The organism is Streptomyces sp. BRA346 (assembly GCF_052851135.1).
Window position 1 is genome coordinate 69581 of the sequence record NZ_JAIWIH010000029.1, and the last position, 18618, is coordinate 88198.

General features: G+C 74.4%; 18 protein-coding genes. 10 read left to right on the top strand and 8 right to left on the bottom strand.

What is annotated here, in order from left to right; all coding sequences use genetic code 11:
- The first annotated feature begins 74 nt into the window (after positions 1-74).
- The 4 genes from dhaK to LCH29_RS30315 all read left to right on the top strand — a co-directional run bounded on the left by dhaK (position 75) and on the right by LCH29_RS30315 (position 3844).
- Complete coding sequence (gene dhaK / locus LCH29_RS30300; RefSeq protein ID WP_446464881.1) at positions 75-1067, top strand: dihydroxyacetone kinase subunit DhaK; 993 nt, start codon at positions 75-77, stop codon at positions 1065-1067.
- Between the two features lie 145 nt (positions 1068-1212).
- The gene (gene dhaL / locus LCH29_RS30305; protein ID WP_446464882.1) at positions 1213-1848 is read left to right on the top strand and encodes a dihydroxyacetone kinase subunit DhaL; all 636 of its coding nucleotides are present in this window, start codon (positions 1213-1215) and stop codon (positions 1846-1848) included.
- Positions 1845-2261, top strand: a complete 417-nt coding sequence (locus LCH29_RS30310; RefSeq protein ID WP_446464883.1) for a PTS-dependent dihydroxyacetone kinase phosphotransferase subunit DhaM — start codon at positions 1845-1847, stop codon at positions 2259-2261. The genes dhaL and LCH29_RS30310 overlap by 4 nt, the downstream gene beginning before the upstream one ends.
- Positions 2262-2455: 194 nt before the next feature.
- Positions 2456-3844, top strand: coding sequence for an MFS transporter (locus LCH29_RS30315; RefSeq protein WP_446464884.1), 1389 nt, complete (start codon positions 2456-2458; stop codon positions 3842-3844).
- 22 nt (positions 3845-3866) lie between these two features.
- Here LCH29_RS30315 and LCH29_RS30320 read toward each other — a convergent pair whose 3' ends face one another.
- From LCH29_RS30320 to LCH29_RS30330, 3 genes are read right to left on the bottom strand one after another with little or no spacing between them, the layout of a single operon-like run.
- On the bottom strand, positions 3867-5948 hold the full coding sequence (locus LCH29_RS30320; RefSeq protein WP_446464885.1) for a helix-turn-helix domain-containing protein: 2082 nt from the start codon (positions 5946-5948) through the stop codon (positions 3867-3869).
- Entirely contained in the window at positions 5933-6715 is a 783-nt protein-coding gene (locus LCH29_RS30325) for a 3-hydroxybutyrate dehydrogenase (RefSeq protein WP_446464886.1), read from the bottom strand. The genes LCH29_RS30320 and LCH29_RS30325 overlap by 16 nt, the downstream gene beginning before the upstream one ends.
- Positions 6716-6770: 55 nt before the next feature.
- Positions 6771-7250, bottom strand: coding sequence for an NUDIX hydrolase (locus LCH29_RS30330; RefSeq protein ID WP_446464887.1), 480 nt, complete (start codon positions 7248-7250; stop codon positions 6771-6773).
- 210 nt (positions 7251-7460) lie between these two features.
- Here LCH29_RS30330 and LCH29_RS30335 point away from each other — a divergent pair, with 210 nt between their 5' ends.
- Positions 7461-8507, top strand: a complete 1047-nt coding sequence (locus LCH29_RS30335) for an O-antigen ligase family protein (RefSeq protein WP_446464888.1) — start codon at positions 7461-7463, stop codon at positions 8505-8507.
- Positions 8508-9238: 731 nt separating this feature from the next.
- Here LCH29_RS30335 and LCH29_RS30340 read toward each other — a convergent pair.
- Complete coding sequence (locus LCH29_RS30340) at positions 9239-9811, bottom strand: hypothetical protein (protein WP_123099062.1); 573 nt, start codon at positions 9809-9811, stop codon at positions 9239-9241.
- Between the two features lie 74 nt (positions 9812-9885).
- Complete coding sequence (locus LCH29_RS30345) at positions 9886-10689, bottom strand: glutamate racemase (protein WP_446464889.1); 804 nt, start codon at positions 10687-10689, stop codon at positions 9886-9888.
- A 68-nt stretch (positions 10690-10757) separates the two neighbouring features.
- On the opposite strand from LCH29_RS30345, the gene LCH29_RS30350 reads away from it, so the two are divergent.
- On the top strand, positions 10758-12020 hold the full coding sequence (locus LCH29_RS30350) for a glycosyltransferase (protein WP_446464890.1): 1263 nt from the start codon (positions 10758-10760) through the stop codon (positions 12018-12020).
- 13 nt (positions 12021-12033) lie between these two features.
- Here the strand turns inward: LCH29_RS30350 and LCH29_RS30355 are convergent, their stop codons facing one another.
- Positions 12034-13410 carry a TerD family protein gene (locus LCH29_RS30355; RefSeq protein WP_446464934.1) on the bottom strand — a complete coding sequence of 459 codons (1377 nt, stop codon included), beginning with the start codon at positions 13408-13410 and terminating at the stop codon, positions 12034-12036.
- A gap of 212 nt (positions 13411-13622) precedes the next feature.
- On the opposite strand from LCH29_RS30355, the gene LCH29_RS30360 reads away from it, so the two are divergent.
- Together LCH29_RS30360 and LCH29_RS30365 are read left to right on the top strand one after the other, a co-directional pair.
- Positions 13623-14138 carry a DUF6643 family protein gene (locus LCH29_RS30360; protein ID WP_123105282.1) on the top strand — a complete coding sequence of 172 codons (516 nt, stop codon included), beginning with the start codon at positions 13623-13625 and terminating at the stop codon, positions 14136-14138.
- A gap of 135 nt (positions 14139-14273) precedes the next feature.
- Positions 14274-15116 (top strand): MOSC domain-containing protein, encoded by an 843-nt coding sequence (locus LCH29_RS30365; protein WP_446464891.1) that lies wholly within the window; start codon positions 14274-14276, stop codon positions 15114-15116.
- Positions 15117-15383: 267 nt separating this feature from the next.
- Here the strand turns inward: LCH29_RS30365 and LCH29_RS30370 are convergent, their stop codons facing one another.
- Together LCH29_RS30370 and LCH29_RS30375 are read right to left on the bottom strand one after the other, a co-directional pair.
- A complete protein-coding gene (locus LCH29_RS30370) occupies positions 15384-16103 on the bottom strand; it encodes a response regulator (protein ID WP_446464892.1) in 720 nt (239 codons plus the stop codon).
- A gap of 212 nt (positions 16104-16315) precedes the next feature.
- Entirely contained in the window at positions 16316-16765 is a 450-nt protein-coding gene (locus LCH29_RS30375) for a Crp/Fnr family transcriptional regulator (RefSeq protein WP_446464893.1), read from the bottom strand.
- 209 nt (positions 16766-16974) lie between these two features.
- Between LCH29_RS30375 and LCH29_RS30380 the strand changes: the two genes are divergently transcribed.
- Complete coding sequence (locus tag LCH29_RS30380) at positions 16975-17442, top strand: ATP-binding protein (protein WP_446464894.1); 468 nt, start codon at positions 16975-16977, stop codon at positions 17440-17442.
- A 120-nt stretch (positions 17443-17562) separates the two neighbouring features.
- Positions 17563-18504 (top strand): universal stress protein, encoded by a 942-nt coding sequence (locus tag LCH29_RS30385; RefSeq protein WP_446464895.1) that lies wholly within the window; start codon positions 17563-17565, stop codon positions 18502-18504.
- The last annotated feature ends 114 nt before the right edge of the window (positions 18505-18618 follow it).

Here is an 18618-nt window from a genome sequence, read left to right on the forward strand (position 1 = left end):
TGCCATGACCGCGCCGGATCCGTACGCTGTTGCAGCGGTGCACAGCTCCCACCCGGTGGAGGACGAACACGCCCATGAAGATGCTCATCAATGTGGCCGAAACCGTGGTCGCCGACGCGCTGCGCGGACTGGCCGCCTCCCATCCCGAACTGACCGTGGATGTCGAGAACCGGGTGATCGTCCGGCGGGACGCGCCGGTACCCGACAAGGTGGCCCTGGTCTCCGGCGGCGGCTCCGGCCACGAGCCGCTGCACGGCGGGTTCGTCGGTGCCGGCATGCTCGACGCGGCCTGCCCCGGCGAGGTCTTCACCTCCCCCGTGCCCGACCAGATGGTGCGCGCGGCGGCCGCCGTGGACAGCGGCAAGGGCGTGCTGTTCGTCGTCAAGAACTACACCGGCGACGTGCTCAACTTCGACATGGCGGCCGAACTGGCCGAGGACGAGGGCATCCAGGTCGCCAAGGTGCTCGTCGACGACGACGTGGCGGTGTCCGACAGCACCCACACGGCGGGCCGCCGCGGTACCGGCGCCACGCTGTTCGTGGAGAAGATCGCCGGCGCGGCGGCCGAGGAGGGGGCGCCACTGGAGCGGGTGGAGGCGATCGCCCGCCGGGTCAACGCGTGCTCGCGCAGCTTCGGCGTGGCGCTCTCGCCCTGCGCGACACCCGCCAAGGGCGGCCCCACCTTCGACCTGCCCGCCGGGGAGCTGGAGTTGGGCGTGGGCATCCACGGCGAGCCGGGGCGGGAGCGGCGCGCCATGATGACCTCGCGCGAGATCGCCGACTACGCGGTCGACGCGGTCCTGGACGACCTGCGCCCGGACAATCCGGTGCTCGTCCTGGTCAACGGCATGGGCGCCACCCCGCAGCTGGAGCTGTACGGCTTCGCGGCCGAGGTGCACCGGGTGCTCGGCGAGCGCCGCGTGGCGGTGGCACGTACGCTCGTCGGCAACTACGTCACATCACTCGACATGGCGGGCGCCTCGGTCACGCTGTGCCAGGTCGACGAGGACCTGCTGCGGCTGTGGGACGCGCCCGTACGGACCGCCGGGCTGCGCTGGGGCTGCTGACCCGGACCACCGCATCCGGACCACCGCATCCGGACCACCGGACCCCGACCACCGGAGCCGGTCCGCCGGGCCCGGCCCGCCGGACCCCACCGGCCGACCTGATACGTACGCTGTCGCCGTCGGTTACCGTCCTGAGGAGGCGTCTGTGTCCAGCAGTGAATCCGCAGTCGAACACGCGCTCGACACCTCTTTCTTCCAACGCTGGCTCACCGCCGCGGCCGAGTCCGTGCACCGCGAGGCGGCCCGGCTCACCGAGCTGGATTCCGCGATCGGCGACGCCGACCACGGCACCAACATGCAGCGCGGTTTCGCGGCCGTGACGGAGGCGCTGGAGAAGGAGCCGCCGGGATCGCCCGGCGCCGCGCTCATCCTGGCCGGGCGCCAGCTGATCTCGAAGGTGGGCGGCGCCTCCGGGCCGCTGTACGGGACGCTGCTGCGGCGCGCGGGCAAGGCGCTGGGGGACGCGGCGGAGGTCACGCCCCAGCAGCTGGCGGACGCGCTGCGGGCCGGGGTGGACGCGGTGGCCCAGCTCGGCGGCGCCGCGCCGGGCGACAAGACCATGCTGGACGCGCTGGTCCCCGCGGTGGAGGCGCTGGGCGGCGACACCGCGTCGTTCGCCGCGGCGGGCGAGGCCGCCGACAAGGGCGCGCTGGCCACCGTGCCGATGCTCGCGCGCAAGGGCCGGGCCAGCTATCTGGGCGAACGCAGCGTCGGCCACCAGGACCCCGGCGCCACCTCGTCCGCGCTGATCGTCGCGGCGCTGGCGGAGGCCGTCCGATGACCGAGGACAGTGGGGAGAAGCTGGTCGGGGTCGTGGTCGTGTCGCACAGCGGGGAGGTCGCCGAGTCGGTCGCCCGGATGGCCACCGCGCTGGCGGGCGGCGGCACCGCGCCCGTACGGGCCGCGGGCGGGACCCCGGACGGCGGATTCGGCACCAGTGAGGAGCTGATACGCGAGGCGGCGTACGCCGTCGACCAGGGCGCCGGGGTGGCCATACTGGTCGACCTCGGCAGCGCCGTACTGACCGTCAAGGCGCTGCTGGCCGAGGAGGACGAGCTTCCGGAGGGCTCCCGGCTGGTGGACGCGCCTCTCGTGGAGGGCGCGGTGGCGGCCGTGGTCACCGCGTCCACGGGCGCGGACGTGGACACCGTCGCCGGAGCCGCCGCGGAGGCGTACGACTACCGCAAGGCCTGAAGCGGAGCGCACGGGCCCGGGGGCATCGGACACCACCCACCCCCGGGCCCGTTCGTGTGGCCCCCTTCGTATGGGTGCGGGGCCCGCAGCGGACGGCCCAAGTGTGGAGTCCCCGTACATATCCGAGCTGACATGCGCATTTCTACGGTGTGGGCACTCGCATCCGTCCCCGCACCCGCTCGGAAGTGGTAACCATGGCTCCTCCGGCCCCCGCTCCCCCGACCAGCCCCGGATCGCTGCGCCGCGTCGTCGCCGCCAGCCTCGTCGGCACCACCATCGAGTGGTACGACTTCTTCCTCTACGGGTCGGCCGCCGCGCTCGTCTTCAACAAGCTCTTCTTCCCCGACTCCGACCCGCTCGTCGGCACCCTGCTGTCGTTCCTGACGTACGCGGTCGGCTTCGCCGCCCGGCCGATCGGTGCCCTGGTGTTCGGGCACTACGGCGACCGGCTCGGCCGTAAGAAGCTGCTGATCCTGAGCCTGCTGCTGATGGGCGGGGCGACCTGTGCGATCGGCCTGCTGCCGACGCACGCCACCGTCGGCTCGGCCGCGCCCGTCCTGCTCACCGCGCTGCGGCTGGTGCAGGGCTTCGCGCTCGGCGGCGAATGGGGCGGGGCGGTGCTGCTGGTGTCCGAGCACGGGGACGCGCGACGGCGCGGATTCTGGGCGTCCTGGCCGCAGACCGGCGCCCCCGCCGGGCAGTTGCTGGCCACCGGGGTGCTGTCCGCGCTGACCGGGCTGCTCTCCGAGGGCTCCTTCGAGTCCTGGGGGTGGCGGGTGCCGTTCCTGCTCTCCGGTGTGCTGGTGCTGGTCGGCTTGTGGATTCGTCTCTCTGTCGATGAATCCCCGGTGTTCAAGGCCGCGCTGGCCCAGGCCGAGGCACGGAAGTCCGCCGACGTGGCGGAGAAGATGCCGCTGGTGGCCGTCCTGCGCCACCACTGGCGGGACGTCCTGGTCGCGATGGGCGCCAGGATGGCCGAGAACATCAGCTACTACGTGATCACGGCCTTCGTCCTCGTCTACGCCACGTCCGACCATGTGGGCCTCGGCAAGCAGACCGCGCTGAACGCCGTCCTCATCGCCTCCGCCGTGCACTTCGTGACGATCCCCGCCTGGGGCGCCCTCTCGGACCGCATCGGCCGCCGTCCGGTCTATCTGCTGGGCGCCGTGGGCGTCGGCGCGTGGGCGTTCCCCTTCTTCGCCCTCATCGACACGGAGGGCTTCGGGGCGCTGCTCCTCGCGGTCACGGTCGGGCTGGTCTTCCACGGTGCGATGTACGCGCCCCAGGCGGCCTTCTTCTCGGAGATGTTCGCGACGCGCATGCGGTACTCGGGCGCCTCGATCGGCGCCCAGTTCTCCTCCGTCGCGGCCGGGGCGCCCGCACCGCTGATCGCCACCGCGCTGCTGGCGGACTACGACAGCGCCACGCCGATCGCCCTGTACGTCATCGCGGCGGCGCTGCTGACGGTGGTCGCGGTCGGCGCGGCGAAGGAGACGCGCGAACGCGACCTGGCCGCCATCCGGCCGGGCGACGGCGATGAGCCGCGGGCGGCGTCGAAGGCTTCCCGTTCGGCCTCGGCGTGAGGGGTGCGGGGCGGGCCTCGGCTCAGGGGGTATGGGGCGGGTGCTCCACGGTCCCCGTCAGCCGGTGCAGCCGCAGCGCCAGCTGGATCTCCAGCGACCGCGCGGGCGACTGCCAGTCGGCGCCGAGCAGCCGCCCCACCCGCTCCAGCCGCTGCGCCACCGTGTTCACATGCACATGCAGCTCGTCCTTGGTGCGCGCCGGGCTCATCCCGCTGGCGAAGTATGCGTCGAGCGTGCGGACCAGCCCGGTGCCGCGCCGCGCGTCGTACTCCACGACCGCCCCGATGGTGCGCGTGACGAAGTCCCGCACCCGGGTGCCGTCCGGGGCGCCGTCCCGCGTACCGGCCAGCAGCAGACCGAGGAAGCCGAAGTCCTCGGCGGCGGCCCCCTCCCCGGCCCGGCCCAGCACCCGCAGCGCGGCCAGACAGCGCCGGGCCTCGGCGTACGAGGCCGCCACCTCGGCGGGCGCGGCGGCGGGCGCGGCCACGGGTGCGGAGGCGCCGACGGTGACGGGCGCGTGCACGGCGGTGCCCAGCTGCCGGGCGGTGCGGCGGGCGAGGGCGTCGGCGCTGTCGCCGTCGGCGAGCGGCAGCAACAGCACCGTGCCGCCGTCGCGCGCCGCGGCCAGGCCCTGTCGGGTGGCGGCCAGATGGGACGCGGCGGACCACAGGCGCTGCCGGTCGGCGGCGTCCTCGGCGGAGGGGTCGGGTTCGGCCGCGGGCTCGGAGCGCGGCGCGTCGATGCCCGCGGCGAGGACGACATGGGGCGCGTCCAGGTCGGCCCGCAGCCGCGCGGCCCGCTCCCGCAGCAGGCGCGGCTCCCGGTCGGGCGCGTCGAGCAGGTCGTCCAGCAGCTCGCCGCGCACCCGCTGTTCGGCCTCGCCCGCCGAACGGCGGGCGAGCTGGAGGAGTGAGGTGACCATGGCGGCGCGCTCCAGGGTGCGCTGGTCCACGGGGTCGAGCCGGGGGTGGCCGTGCAGGACGAGCGCGCCGAGGAGTTCGCCGCCCGCGGAGACGGCCGCGACCCAGTCCTCGCCGTGGCGTACCGCGTGGCCGTCGGCCCGCGACCGGTCGAGGGCGCCCGCGGGGGCCGCGTCCGCCTCCAGGAACTCCACGGATCCGCTCAGCACCTCGGCCACGGCGGCGGCGACGTCCTGCACCCCGCCACCGCGCAGCACCAGTTCGGTGAGCCGGTCGTGGACTTCGGAGGCGCGCTCGATGACACCGCTGCGGTCCCGGATGATCTCGTTGGCGGCCTCCAGTTCGGCCAGCGCGGTCCGGGTCTCGGCGAGCAGGTTGGCCGTGTCGATCGCCACGGCCGCGTGCGCGGCGAAGGAGGCGAGCAGGGCGATCTGTTCGCGTTCGAAGACGCGGACGCGGCGGTCGGCCGCGAACAGCACGCCGATGACGCCGCTGCCGAGCAGCAGCGGCACTCCGAGGATGGCGACCAGGCCCTCGTCGCTGACGCCCGCGTCGATGGTGCGGGTGTGCTGGAACCGGGGGTCGTCGAAGTAGCTGTCGGTCACATAGGGGCGCGCGGTCTGGGCGACGAGCCCGCCGAGCCCCTCCCCCATGCCGAGCCGCAGCTGCTGGAAGCGCGCCGAGACCGAACCGTCGGTGACCCGCATATAGGTGTCCCCCGCGGTCGGGTCGTTGAGCGTCAGGTACGCGACCTCGGTCCCCAGGAGCGAGCGGGCGCGCTGCACGATGGCCTGGAGGACCGCGTCCAGATCGCGCAGCCCGGCGAGGTCGTGGGCGGTCTCGAAGAGCGCGGACAGCTCGGCCTCGCGTCGCCTGCGCCCCTCCAGTTCGCCGCGTACCCGCAGGGCGAGCAGCTTGGCGCGCTCCAGCGCTGCCAGCCGCCCGGCCGGGGCGCCCTCGGCGCGGGCCCGCAGGCCGGGGCGCTCGTACGCCTCGGCGGGCGCGCCGCGCGCGAGCAGTTCCAGGTATGGGGTCTCCGGCGGATCGTCGGACGGCGTACTCCCGCCGGAGGCGGCGCGGCCCGGTGTGCGGTCCGCCGAGCGGCCGGGCAGGGGGCCGTCCGGCCGCTCGTACGGGGGGCCGTTCGAGGAGCTGTCCGGGGAGCCGTTCAGTGGGCCGTCCATCCGCCGTCCATGCTGAGCGAGGCGCCGGTGATGAACGAGGAGTGCGGACCGCACAGATACGCCACGGCCTCCGCCACCTCCTCCGGCTCGACGAGCCGCTTGACCGCCGCGTCGGCCAGCAGCACCTCGGAGACGACGCGCTCAGTGGAGATGCCGTGCGCCGCGGCCTGATCGGCGATCTGACGCTCGACCAGTGGGGTCCGTACATAGCCGGGGTTGACGCAGTTGGACGTCACCCCGTGGGGCGCGCCCTCCAGGGCGGCGACCTTGGAGAGCCCCTCGAGACCGTGTTTGGCGGCCACATACGCGGACTTGTACGCGGACGCGCGCAGCCCGTGCACGGAGGAGATGTTCACGATCCGCCCCCAGCCGCGCTCGTACATCCCCGGCAGGGCGCCGCGCACCAGCCGGAACGGGGCCTCCAGCATCACCGTGAGCACCCGGGAGAAGACCTCCGGCGGAAAGTCCTCGATCGGGCGGACGAGCTGGATCCCCGCGTTGTTGACCAGGATGTCGGCGCCCTCGGCGGCCCGTTCGGCCTCGTCGAGGTCGGTCAGGTCCAGGGCGTACGCCTCGACGCTGCCTTCGGCACAGGCGACCAGGTCGGCAAGGCCCTCCGCGTCCATGTCGACCGCCCGGACCCGCGCCCCGGCGGCCGCCAGCCGCAGGCTGCACGCCCGCCCGATGCCCCCGGCGGCGCCGGTGACGACTGCGGTACGGCCGGCGAGACCGGGGGCTTCGGAACGGGATGCGGGGGACGCGCTCATGAGCGGCACACTAGGCGGCGGCCGCGCCCGGACCGATGGGGGCGCGGCACACTCTTCACGCCGCCGGGATGGGTTCGAACCACGTCGGCCCCTCGCCGAGCGCCTGCTTGATCCGGGTGAGCGAGAAGTCCTCCAGCTCCGGCAGCCCGTCGAGCGGGAACCAGCCCACGTCCAGCGACTCGTCGTCGTTCACCCGCGCCTCGCCGCCCACCGCGCGGCAGCGGAAGCAGACGTCCATGAACTGGCACTGGTCGTCGTTGGGGTACGTCACCGGCGCCAGCGTCCGTACGAGCACGATGCGCTCCGGAACGCAGCGCACCGCGGTCTCCTCGTGCACCTCGCGCACCACCGCCGTGGCGGGCTGCTCGCCCGGTTCGGGGATGCCGCAGATGATCGCCCAGCGGCCGTTGTCGGCCCGGCGGCCCAGCAGCACCCTGTCCTCGTCGTCGAAGACGACGGCGCTCACGCCCGGCAGGTAGAGGAGTTGATGACCGATGGAGGCCCGCAGGCCGCGGATGAAGTCAGGGGTCGCCATGCGCAGAGGGTATCCGCCGGACCCGAACCCGCGCCGGTGACCTGCGCCGGGCGCCCGTTCTGTGCGCTCGGGGTGCGTTTCACCACTGACACATCGTTTCTGCGCAACATATACACATAACTCGCCGCTGGCGCTACCGTTCCTGGTGCATGGCACGCGACGCGACTTCCGGTCGCTGCGCGATGCCCGTCACGACGGGGGGTCGACGGGATGACGTCATCTGCGCTGGAACCGGTCGTAAGGAATCACGACCAGGACGACAGCGACCACTACAGCAATCACTACAGCCAGCCCCTGGGCAGTCTGCCCGACATCGCGGGTGTGGCGATCCTCGCTTCCTGCGCCCTCTGGGCGCTCATCTCCGCCATGGGGCGCACCGCGCGCCCCGAGGGGGTGCTGCTCGCCGTACTGGCCGTGGCCGCCGGGTACGCCTGCGGCCGCATCGCCGGATCGCTCCTGCCGGTCGCCTGCGGGGCCGCCGCCGGGCTCGCCGGGCTCGGCCTGGCCCTGGCCGGGTGGAACGATCCGAGCGGCCACCAGGGGCTGGACGCGGCCCAGCTGACCCTGGCCACCGGCGCGGCCTGCTGCGCCGCGTGGGCCGCCCGGCGCACCGCGCTCCGGCTCGCCCTGTGGCTGCTGGCCCTGACGATCACGCTCACCGCCGTGGTGAGCGGGCCGCCCGCGGGGTGGGTCGCGAGCGGCACGGTCCTGCTGTGCTCCCTGGCCGCCGCCCGGCTGCGGCGGCGGCTCGCCGCACTGGCCGCCCTCGCGCTCGTCGCAGCGGTCGCCGTCGGCGGCTGCTGGGCGGTCGCGGCCGACGCGGTGCCCGGCGGTCTGCCGCGCCCGCTGCGGTCCCACCTCACCGAGCACCGGATCCGCATGTGGCAGGACGCGGCCCACCTCGCCCGGGCGGATCCGGTACGCGGTGCCGGGCCCGACCGCTTCGGCGAGCTGAGCCCGGCGGCCGCGCAGTCGCCCGAACCGGACCCCACCCCGCACTCCGCCCCGCTCCAGCAGGCCGCCGGGCAGGGCCTGCCGGGGGTGGCCCTCCTGGGCGCGGCCTTCGCCTGGCTGCTGTACGCGCTGTGGCGCTCACCCCGGTCCACCCCGGTCGTCCTGACGGCGGCGGCCGCGCTGACGGCCCTGGCCGTCGAGGCGTCGCTGGGCAACGCGCTCAGCTTCCCGCAGGTGACGGCGGGCGCGGGCCTCCTGGCGGGCCTGGCAACGGCCCGCCCCCCGGACGGAACCGTGCCCTGACGTGGCGGGCCTTCTCCGCCACCCCGCCCCTTCCCGAAACCGGGGACACCCCGGCCCCCGCGGCCCCGCCCCGGGCACGCCACCCCGCGAAGCGGGCCACAACCGCACCACCGCCGAGGGCGGCCCGGGGCCCGCCCAGCACCGGGGCCCGGGGGCCATCCTGGGGAGGACCTAGGTCGGGAACCCACCGCAGCCGCACCCCGGAGGAGGCACGCCCACCGCCAGGGGCGCAACTCCGGGGCAGGCCCACCGCCGGGGCGGGCCGGGCCCCTGGTGACGATCGATACGCGAACGCGCGCCGGGCGCGGCACTCCGCGAAACCCCAGGACGGGGGCCGGGAGCATCCCCGGTTACGGGAAGGGGCGGGGCAGGGGAACAACCACCCGCCACAACCACCCGCCACACCCGACCGCCCCGGCACCACGAGAAACCCCAGGCCCGGGACCCGGCACCGACCGACACACGAACCCGCCCCCGGCCGCGGCGCTCCGCGAAACCCCAGGACGGGGGCCGGGGGTGTCCCCCGGTTTCGGGAAGGGGCGGGGCAGGGGACCAACCACCGCCACACCCGACCGCGCACGCCCCAACCCCGACCGCCCCGGGCACGCCACCCCGCGGAGCGCCAGAACGGGGCCCGGGGGGCATCCCCCGGTTACGGGAAGGGGCGGGGTGGGGGAACAAACACCGCGGCCTCGCACCGCCGGGGTGGCCCCGGGGCGGGGAGGGGGCCGCTAGACCTGGGACGTCCGCGTCGCGATGAGTCGCAGTCGGCCACGAATGACCCGCACGGCCGCCTCCGCATCGTCCACCGTCACCGTGAAGATCCGCCCGTCCCCCAGCCGCAGCACCAACCCCTCACCGCGCCGCACCACCACGGCGGTGCCCTTGTCGGGGCGCCATCGGTAGCCCCATCCGCCCCACTGGCACGGGGTGACGCGCGGCGCGACGTCGGCGTCGACCACGTCGCTGAGGGGGATGCGGCGGCGGGGCAGCCCCATGTGGCCGCAGCGGACCTCCAGGCACTCCTCGTCGACCCGCACCGCCACATGGACGAAGGCGAGGGTGCCGAAGAGCATCAGCAGTCCGGCGGCGAGGCAGCCGATGACCGACATCAGGAGCGGGGCGAGTCCGGTGGTCCAGGGGGAGGCGACGGCCAGGTCGATGCCGAGCGCCACGCACGCGGCGCCCGCGGTCGCCAGCACCCACTGCATCCGGTTGTGGGCATGACCGGTCCAGACCGCGGGCGTGCCCTGGCCCGGGGTCTGCTTGCCGTGGTGATCGGGGTCCTCGGCGTGGGGCCTCATGTCTGGCAGGGTACTCACGTTCCGCTACCGCGGCAGCCGACGGCGGCGTTTTGCCCGGTGGGAGGGGTCCGGGGTCAGCCGCGCGCCGTGGTGGTGGCGGGGGCCAGCAGGCTGCCCTCGGCGTAGGCGAGCGCGGCTTCCGGAAGCGTGGCCTCGCGGCCGCTGAGGATGACCGTGAGGGTGCCGCGGGCGGACCCGGCCGCGCCGGGCGGCAGGGAGGGCTCGGCGCCGATCCGGCGCAGGGCCTGCGCGGCGACGGCCCCGGCCGACCCGTGGAGGGCGATGGGCGGCGCACCGGCGGGCTGGACGGCGGCCCGGATGCGTTCGGCGACCAGCTCGTAGTGGGTGCAGCCGAGGACGACGGCCCGGACGTCGTCCGGGGTGCGGGCCGCGGCGGCGGCCACCGCGGCGTCGATCGCCGCGTCGTCGACGTGCTGGACGGCGTCGGCGAGGCCGGGGCAGGGCACGGCCGTCACCTCGACGCCGTCGGCGAATTCACGGATCAGCTCGCGCTGGTACGGACTGCCGGTGGTGGCGGGCGTGGCCCAGATCGCGATGGGGCCGCCGCCGGCCGCCGCGGGCTTGATCGCGGGGACGGTCCCGATGACCGGCAGCCCGGGCTCCAGTTCGGCCCGCAGGGTGGGCAGGGCGTGGACGGAGGCGGTGTTGCAGGCGATGATCAGCGCGTCGGGCCGGTGCGCGGCGGCGGCGCGGGCGCAGGCCAGGGCGTGTTCGGTGACGTCCTCGGGAGTACGCGGCCCCCACGGCATTCCGTCGGGGTCGGAGGAGAGGACGAGATCGGCGTCGGGTCGAAGGCGGTGCATCGCGGCCGCGGCGGGCAGCAGGCCGAATCCGGAGTCCATCAGCGCGATCTTCACCCCGTCACTTTAATGGATCGGCCCCGACTCCTCGGCACCGCGGTCCGGGTTCGGGCAGACTGCGGCGGGTGAGCGCGCTGACGTGGATCGCGGCCGGGTCCCTGGTGGTGTGGCTGTGGCTGCTGCTGGGCCAGGGGTTCTTCTGGCGTACGGACGTCCGGCTGCCCCGGACCCCACCGGGTGAGCACGGGAACCCGCCCGATGGGCAAGGGAATCCGCCCGACCAGGACGGCAACCCGCCCGACGGGCACGGGCCCGCGCCCGGTGAGGAGCCGGGCGGCTGGCCCTCGGTGGCCATCGTGGTGCCCGCCCGGGACGAGGCCGCCGTCCTCCCCGCGAGCCTGCCGTCGCTGCTCGCCCAGGACTATCCGGGACCGGCGGAGGTCTTCCTGATCGACGACGGCAGCTCCGACGGCACCGGAAAGCTGGCCCGTGAACTCGCCGACACCTACGGCGGGCTGCCGCTGACCGTCGGCTCGCCGGGCGAGCCGGAGCCCGGCTGGACCGGGAAGCTGTGGGCGGTGCGACACGGCATCGCGCTCGCCAAGAGCGCCCACAAGTCCGAGTTCCTGCTGCTGACGGACGCCGACATCGCTCATGAGCCGGATTCGCTGCGGGAGTTGGTGCGGGCCGCCCGGGCCCACGGACTGGACCTGGTGTCGCAGATGGCGCGGCTGCGGGTGACGACCGGCTGGGAGCGGCTGATCGTCCCGGCGTTCGTGTACTTCTTCGCCCAGCTGTACCCGTTCCGTTGGGTCAACCGGCGCCGGGGACGCCGGGCGGCCGCCGCGGGCGGCTGCGTCCTGCTGCGCCGGGGGGCGGCCGAGCGGGCCGGAGTTCCGGAGGTCATCCGGCAGGCGATCATCGACGACGTGGCGCTCGCGCGGGCGGTCAAGCGCTCCGGCGGGGCGATCTGGCTGGGCCTCGCCGACCGGGTCGACAGCGTGCGGCCGTATCCGGGGCTCGGCGAGCTGTGGCGGATGGTCTCGCGCAGCGCGTACGCCCAGCTGCGGCACAATCCGCTGCTGCTGGTGGCGGCGGTCGTGGGGCTCGCGGGGGTGTACCTCGCGCCGCCCGTCGCGCTGTGCGCCGGCGCACTCACCGGGCGCCCGGCGCTGCTGGTGGCGGGCGCCGCCGCGTGGGCGCTGATGGCCGTCACGTACGTCCCGATGCTGCGCTACTACCGGCAGACCCTCTGGCTGGCCCCTCTGCTGCCGCTGACGGCGCTTCTGTATCTGCTGATGACGGTCGACTCGGCGCTGCGGCACTGGCGGGGACAGGGCGCGGCGTGGAAGGGGCGCACCTACGCCCGTCCCAGCGCCGCGCCCTGAGCCCGGCCGGTGCTCACTTGCGGCCGGGGGTCCAGTTCATGCCCCAGCCGTAGGCGTGGTCGAGGGTGCGCTGCGGGCTGACGCCGCGGTCCGGCACCAGATAGCGGGCCTCGCGCTGGACGACGAGGTCGCCGCCGTTGTTGGTGATGAGCGCGAGCGCGCAGACCGTTGAGGGGACGGTGCACTCGTCGAGGGAGAAGTCGACCGGCGCGCCGAACTGTGGCTGAAGAGTGACGGTGGCGTGCAGGTTCGCGAAGCTGCGGGCACCTTCGTAGATGGTGACGAACACGAGGATGCGGCGGAACGCGTCCTTGTGGTCGAGGTTGACGGTGAGGTTTTCGCCAGATGTCCGGGCACCGGTCCGGTCGTCGGCGTCGAGGTGGATGAACGGCGGCTGGTGCAGCGACCCGAACGCGTTGCCGAGCGCCTGCACCACGCCCTTGCTGCCGTCGGCGAGTTCGAACAGGCAGCCCAGGTCGAGGTCGAGGTCGCCGTGCAGGGCCAGGGCCCGGCCGAGCTTCTGGCCCCACCCCTGGAACTGCTTGTGCACCTGCCAGTTGAGGTTGACCCGCAGGGCGCCGGAGGTGCCGCCCTGCTTGGTGAGCGAGACGGCGGGCGCCTCCTTGGTCAGCGTGACCTTGCTGAGGCTCACCGGGGCCCCCGCGGGCGCGGCGGTCGGGGGCGCGGCGGTCGGGGGCGCGGCACCCGGCGCGGGCGGCGGGTACGGCGCGGCGGCGGCCCCGGGCGGCGGCGGGAACGCGGCGGCCGGGGGCCCCGACGGCGGCGCCGGGGGCGCGGCGGGCGGTGCGGCGGGGGGCGTGGGAGGCGCGACGGGGGGCGCGGGAACGGAGGCGGGGGCGGGCGCCTGCTGCGGTTCGTCGACGCTGATGCCGAAGTCGGTGGCGAGGCCCGCGAGCCCGCTGTCGTACCCCTGGCCGACCGCGCGGAACTTCCACCCGCCCTGCCTGCGGTACAGCTCACCGAGGACGAACGCGGTCTCCACGGAGGCGTCCTCGCTGTCGAAGCGGGCGATCTCGGCGCCGCCGGACGCGTCGAGGACCCGGATGTACAGACCGGGCACCCGGCCAAACGTTCCGCCATCCGAGGAGGCGGCGAGCACCACGGTCTCGATCGCGGGCTCCACGCGGCCCAGATCGACCGCGAGGACGTCGGTCACGGTGTCACCGGCGGTGTGCTTGCCCTCGTGCCGTACGGCGCCCGAGGCGTGCACGGCCTGGTTGTAGAACACGAAGTCCGCGTCGGAGCGAACCTTTCCGGACACCAGCAGCAGCGCGGAGGCGTCCACGTCCGGCACTCCGGGGCCGGACCGCCAGCCGAGTTCGACCCGCACCGACCCTGCCGTGACCTGGATGTTGCTGCCTTTGCGCATCGCCATGCTGTCCCCCTGTCTTTCTGTTCGCTTCATCATCTGGACGGGCATGTGACCCTCCGAAAACGCGCCCTTTACAGGATCTCAACGTACCCTGACGACCGTTTTTCCCGGGTTCGGTCCGATTAGGGGTCCGCGACCGCTCCGAACACTGAAAACAACCCTCCTACCGGGCTCCCCAATCAGCACATGGTGGGCTTAACTTATGGTCTATGACCTCCCCCCGCAGCACCTACGGCGGCGGCTACTACTCCTCGCCGTCCTTCCCGGACACCCCCATCTACGACAGCCTTGTCGCCGAGCGGGGAACGCCTCAGATCGCACCCATCCGGGTGCCTTCCGCGTATGACAGCGGAAGTCACCTTCCGGCACTGCCCTCGGCGCTTCCCGCGCTCCCGGCCGCCCCCTCCCAGCAGACCCCGCCGCCCGGCTATCAGCAGCAGGCGCCGCAGCCGGGCGGCATGCAGCCCGGCGGCATGCAGCCGGGCGGGCTCCAGCAGGCGCCCTCTCCGTACATCCCGCCGCAGGCGGGCCCGCGCGGCTACCCGGGGGCGCAGCAGCAACAGCAGCGTCCGGCGGCGCCGAACGGGTACGAGGCGATGCGTCCGGCGATGCCGCGCCCCCAGGCGCCCCGCCCGGCGGCTCCCTCGCCGTCTCCGTACGACGACCCGTACGGCCGTCAGCAGCAGTATCCGGGGCGTCCCCAGCAGCCGGGGGGCGGCTACTGACCCCAGCGCACTCTTCGCGCACCCTTTCGCAGCACTGCCGGGGCCCGGTGGTCCGTCGTTCGGACCACCGGGCCCCGGCTTGTGTTCACCCTGCGGCCGCCCGGTCTGTCGGACCCTGGTGGCAGGATGTTCCGCATGGTCAACCCGGAGCTGAGCGCCCTGCACGTCTACCCCGTCAAGTCCGTCGCGGGGCGGGCGCCAGGTGCCGCGGTCGTGGAACCGTGGGGACTGGCAGGTGACCGCAGGTGGATGGTCGTCGAGCCGGACGGGCGCTATGTGACCCAGCGCCAGCAGCCGAGGCTGGCGCTCGCCTCGGCCGAGTCGCTGCCGGACGGGGGTGTCCGGCTGAGCGCCGAGGGCCGGGAGCCGCTGACCGTGACGGCACCCGGGCCGGGGGACCCGTCGGTGCCGTCACCGGTCACCTTCACCGCCAAGCTGGCGCGGACGGAGGTCGAGGTGGTGTCGGCGGGTGCCGCCGCCGACGCCTGGTTCAGCGACTTCCTGGGCACCGAGGTGCGACTGGTCCACCTCGACGACCCGGCGCGGCGGCCCCTGACCCCGGAGTACGCGCGCGGCGGGGAGACCGTGAGCCTCGCCGACGAGTTTCCGCTGCTGCTCACGACCACCGCGTCGCTGCACGCGCTCAACTCGCTCATCGCACAGGGTGACCACCCCGACGAGGGCCCCTTGCCGATGAACCGCTTCCGGCCGAACGTCGTGGTCGACGGCACCGCGCCATGGGCCGAGGACGACTGGCGGCGGATAAGGATCGGCGAGGTCGTCTTCCGGGTGCCCAAGCCGTGCTCCCGCTGTGTGATCACCACGACCGACCAGAGCACCGGCGAGCGCGGCAAGGAGCCGCTGCGGACGCTGGCGCGGCACCGGCGTGCGGGGGACCGTCTCCTCTTCGGGCAGAACATGGTGCCGGAGGGCACGGGCACGCTGCGGCTGGGCGACCCGGTCGAGATCCTGGAGTAGCGCCCCGACGGGCAGCGCGGCGGACCATCCGGCCCCGGGCCGGGGGCCGTTCGGCCCTCCCCCACCGGGGCGGGACACGGGACGCTGGGAGCGGTGTGAGCCGGTTGACCACGGGGCAGCCGGGCTCTCACTCCACTGCGGTGATGAGCCTCCATGATCGGCCGACCCCGTTCGGCGTGGGGTGCGGGGCCGGATGGGGAGCCGGCCTCGTACCCCCCGCGACCCAGGGGGTGTCCCGCCGCACCGCCCCGTCCGGGGCTCCCCTCCTCACTGTCCCGTCTCGCGCTCCCTGATCCGCTCGGCGATCACCGCGGCCTGGATCCGCCGCCCGACGCCCAGCTTGGACAGGATCGAGGAGATCCGGTTCTTGACGGTCTTCTCGGCGAGGAACAGCCGCTCGGCGATCTGCCGGTTGGTCAGCCCGTCCCCGATCAGCTCCAGGATCTCCCGTTCGCGCGGGGACAGCCGCTCCAGCTCGTCGGGCGTGCTGGGCTGGGGTCCGCGGAGCCGGGCCATGACGCGGGCGGTCGCGCCCGGGTCGAGCATGGACCGGCCGCCCGCCACGGTGCGTACGGCGGACACCAGGTCGGAGCCGTTGATCTGCTTGAGCACATAGCCCGCGGCCCCGGCCATGATGGCGTCGAAGAGCGCCTCGTCGTCGTCGAAGGACGTCAGCATCAGGCAGGCCAGCTCCGGCAGCCGGGCCCGCAACTCCCGGCAGACCGCGATCCCTTCGTGGTCGGCGCTCTCCCCCGCCCCGCCCAGCCGTACGTCGAGCACCGCCACGCGGGGCCGTACGGCGGGGGCGCGGGCAATGGCCTCGCGGGCGCTCGCCGCCTCGCCGACGACCGTGAGGTCGGGCTCCGCGTCCAGCAGGTCGCGCAGGCCCCGTCGCACCACCTCGTGGTCGTCGAGCAGGAAGACCCCGATCGGCTCGGCGGGAGGGTCGACTCCCCCGGCATCGGCGGTGTCGGCTGTCTCGGGCACTGCCCTCTCCTCCGTAGCGCGCGGGGCGCCGGTCGTGATCCGGTTGCCCACTCTTACGTCCTGCCGCACGGAGGCGTAAGGGGCCATTCGGCCCTCGGGCGCGCCGCTCCGCGATCAGCGGTGCCGACGATACGCAGTCCGGCCCGCCCGGCGGCGTCAGCGCGCGGTTCCCGTCCCGATCAGGGGACGGCCCGTGGGCGACAGGAACACGCTCAGGGGGTCATGCCGCCCGCGTACGGCCCGTACAGGTCCAGCAGGCGGCTGCGGGCGGCCTGGAGGCGGCGCCCGATCACCTGTGCACAGGCCAGCGCGAGCGAATAGCCCAGCTCCGGGTCCTCGTCGCACAGCCGACGTACCGCCTCCGCGTCGAACTCGTACGCGCGCACCGGGCTGAGCGCCTCCGCGCCCAGGTGCCAGGTGTCCGGCGGGAACAGCCATGACCAGCCGATCAGCTCGCCGGGGCCCAGGGTCTCGATCACCGCGGCCCGGCGGCCCGGCACCCGCAGGTCGAGGGTGACCGCGCCGGTGCGGATGACCCAGAAGCGGTCGGCCTTCCGGCCCTCCTCGAAGATGCGGCCGCCGGAGGGGAAGGACACCTCGTGGGCGAGCGTCATCAGCCGCTCGCGGTGCTCGGCCTTCAGTCCGCGCAGAAGTCCCATCATGGCCTCACTCTGCCGTCTCCTCCCGCACCTCGCCCCTCGGCGGTGACCGTGCGTGGGAGCGGCCGTCGATCCGAAGCGATACGCCGATGAGCGCGTACCGACTCTCCTTTAGTCATTTCCCGTCGAGTTGCTGATATGACACGTCATTTGTGTTCACGCCTCCCCAAGGGACGCCGCACCCCATACCCTCAGCTCCTTCACCGACCCTGATGTCGCTCGTCCTCGTCACCCGGGAGGCCCTGGTGCCAGCCGACTCTCTCCGTCGGTCCGCCAACCGAGCCGGAGCACACCTGGAACATCTGCTGCACCGCCGCTTCACCGCCGGCGAGCTGCCGCGGCTGCGCGTCCTCGTGGAGGAGTGCGCCGCCTGGGCGGGGCTCAGCGAGGCCCGCCGCGGTGACTTCGTCCTCGCCGTCGACGAAATCGCCAGCAATGCGATCGAACACGCGGGCGGGACGGGCTCCCTGCTGCTGCGGCGGGTGGGCGACGAGCTGGAGTGCCGGATCAGCGACTCCGGCCCCGGCTTCTCCGAGGACGTCATCCCGCAGATCCTGCCCGGCCTGGACGGCGCGACCAGCGGCCGCGGGCTCTGGCTGACCCGCTTGGTCACCGATCGGCTGGTGATCAGCGCCGGGGCCATGGGCGCCGTCGTGACGCTCGCCATGCGGCTGCGTTAGGGCACACCCCCTGGGGCGGCCGTTGGCGGCCGTTACTCCCGGTGCCCCGATACCGCGTCATGGCCGCCGCTTCGACGGGACAATGAGCGGGAATACAGCCAGGTGCCGACAGGAGAGGCGGTGGGCACGGTGGAGCTTCCCGTGGTCGTCGGGGTCGACGGTTCGGACGCCGCCTCCGACGCGCTGGACTGGGCCGCCGCGATGGCGGCCCGGCGGCGGCTCCCCCTGCGCATCGTGCACGCCTCCCTGTGGGAGCGGTACGAGGGCTACGTCCCCGCCACGGCCGCCGACCGTCCCACCGAGCGCCTGCACAGCGAGACCGTGCTGGCCACCGCCGCGGAGCGGGCCGGGCGGCGCGCCCCCGCGCTGAAGTTGATGACCGATCTGGCGGCCGACGACCCGGTGACCGCCCTGCTGCGCGCCGGGCAGAGCGCGGAGGCGGTGGTCGTCGGGTCGCGGGGGCGCGGCGAGTTCGCGTCCCTGCTGCTGGGCTCGGTCGGGCTGGGCATCGCGGCGCGCGCGGCCTGCCCGGTGGTCGTCGTCCGCGGCCGCCCGGAGGGCGGGTACGGCCGGATGCGCCGCGTCGCGGTGGGCATCGCCGAGCGCGAGCGCCCGGGCGAGCACGAACGCCCGCCGCCCTCCCCCGCCGTCGCCTTCGCGCTCCGGGAGGCCCGGCTGCTCGGCTGCGAGCTGGAGGCGGTGCACGCCTGGCGCTGCGCGGGACCGGACGACCACGGGCCGCACGAAGAGCGGAGCTGCGCGAAGCGCATCGGGCAGGGGTGGTGGTCGGGCTGGCGGGCGGGGCATGCCCGGCACGCCGCCGAGCTGCTGGACGAGGCGCTGGGCGGGGTGACGGAGATGGCGCGGCCGCCCGTGCCGGTGGCCTACCGCGCGGTCGAGGGCCCGGCCCGCAAGGCGCTGCTGGACGCGTCGGACCAGGCCGGCCTGCTGGTGGTGGGCGCCCGGCGGCGGCAGGGCCACTTCGGGATGCAGCTGGGCCTGGTCAACCACGCCGTGCTGCACCACGCCCGCTGCCCGGTGGCGGTGATCCCGCAGCCCTGACGGCCCCCGCGCCTCGATATCCTGTGTCCGGGGGCGAACCGAGCCTCAAAAATGGGGGGTTTCAGTTGTCTGGGGGTCAGGGGCGTCATCCTGCGCTGCCTCAACTCCGGCTGG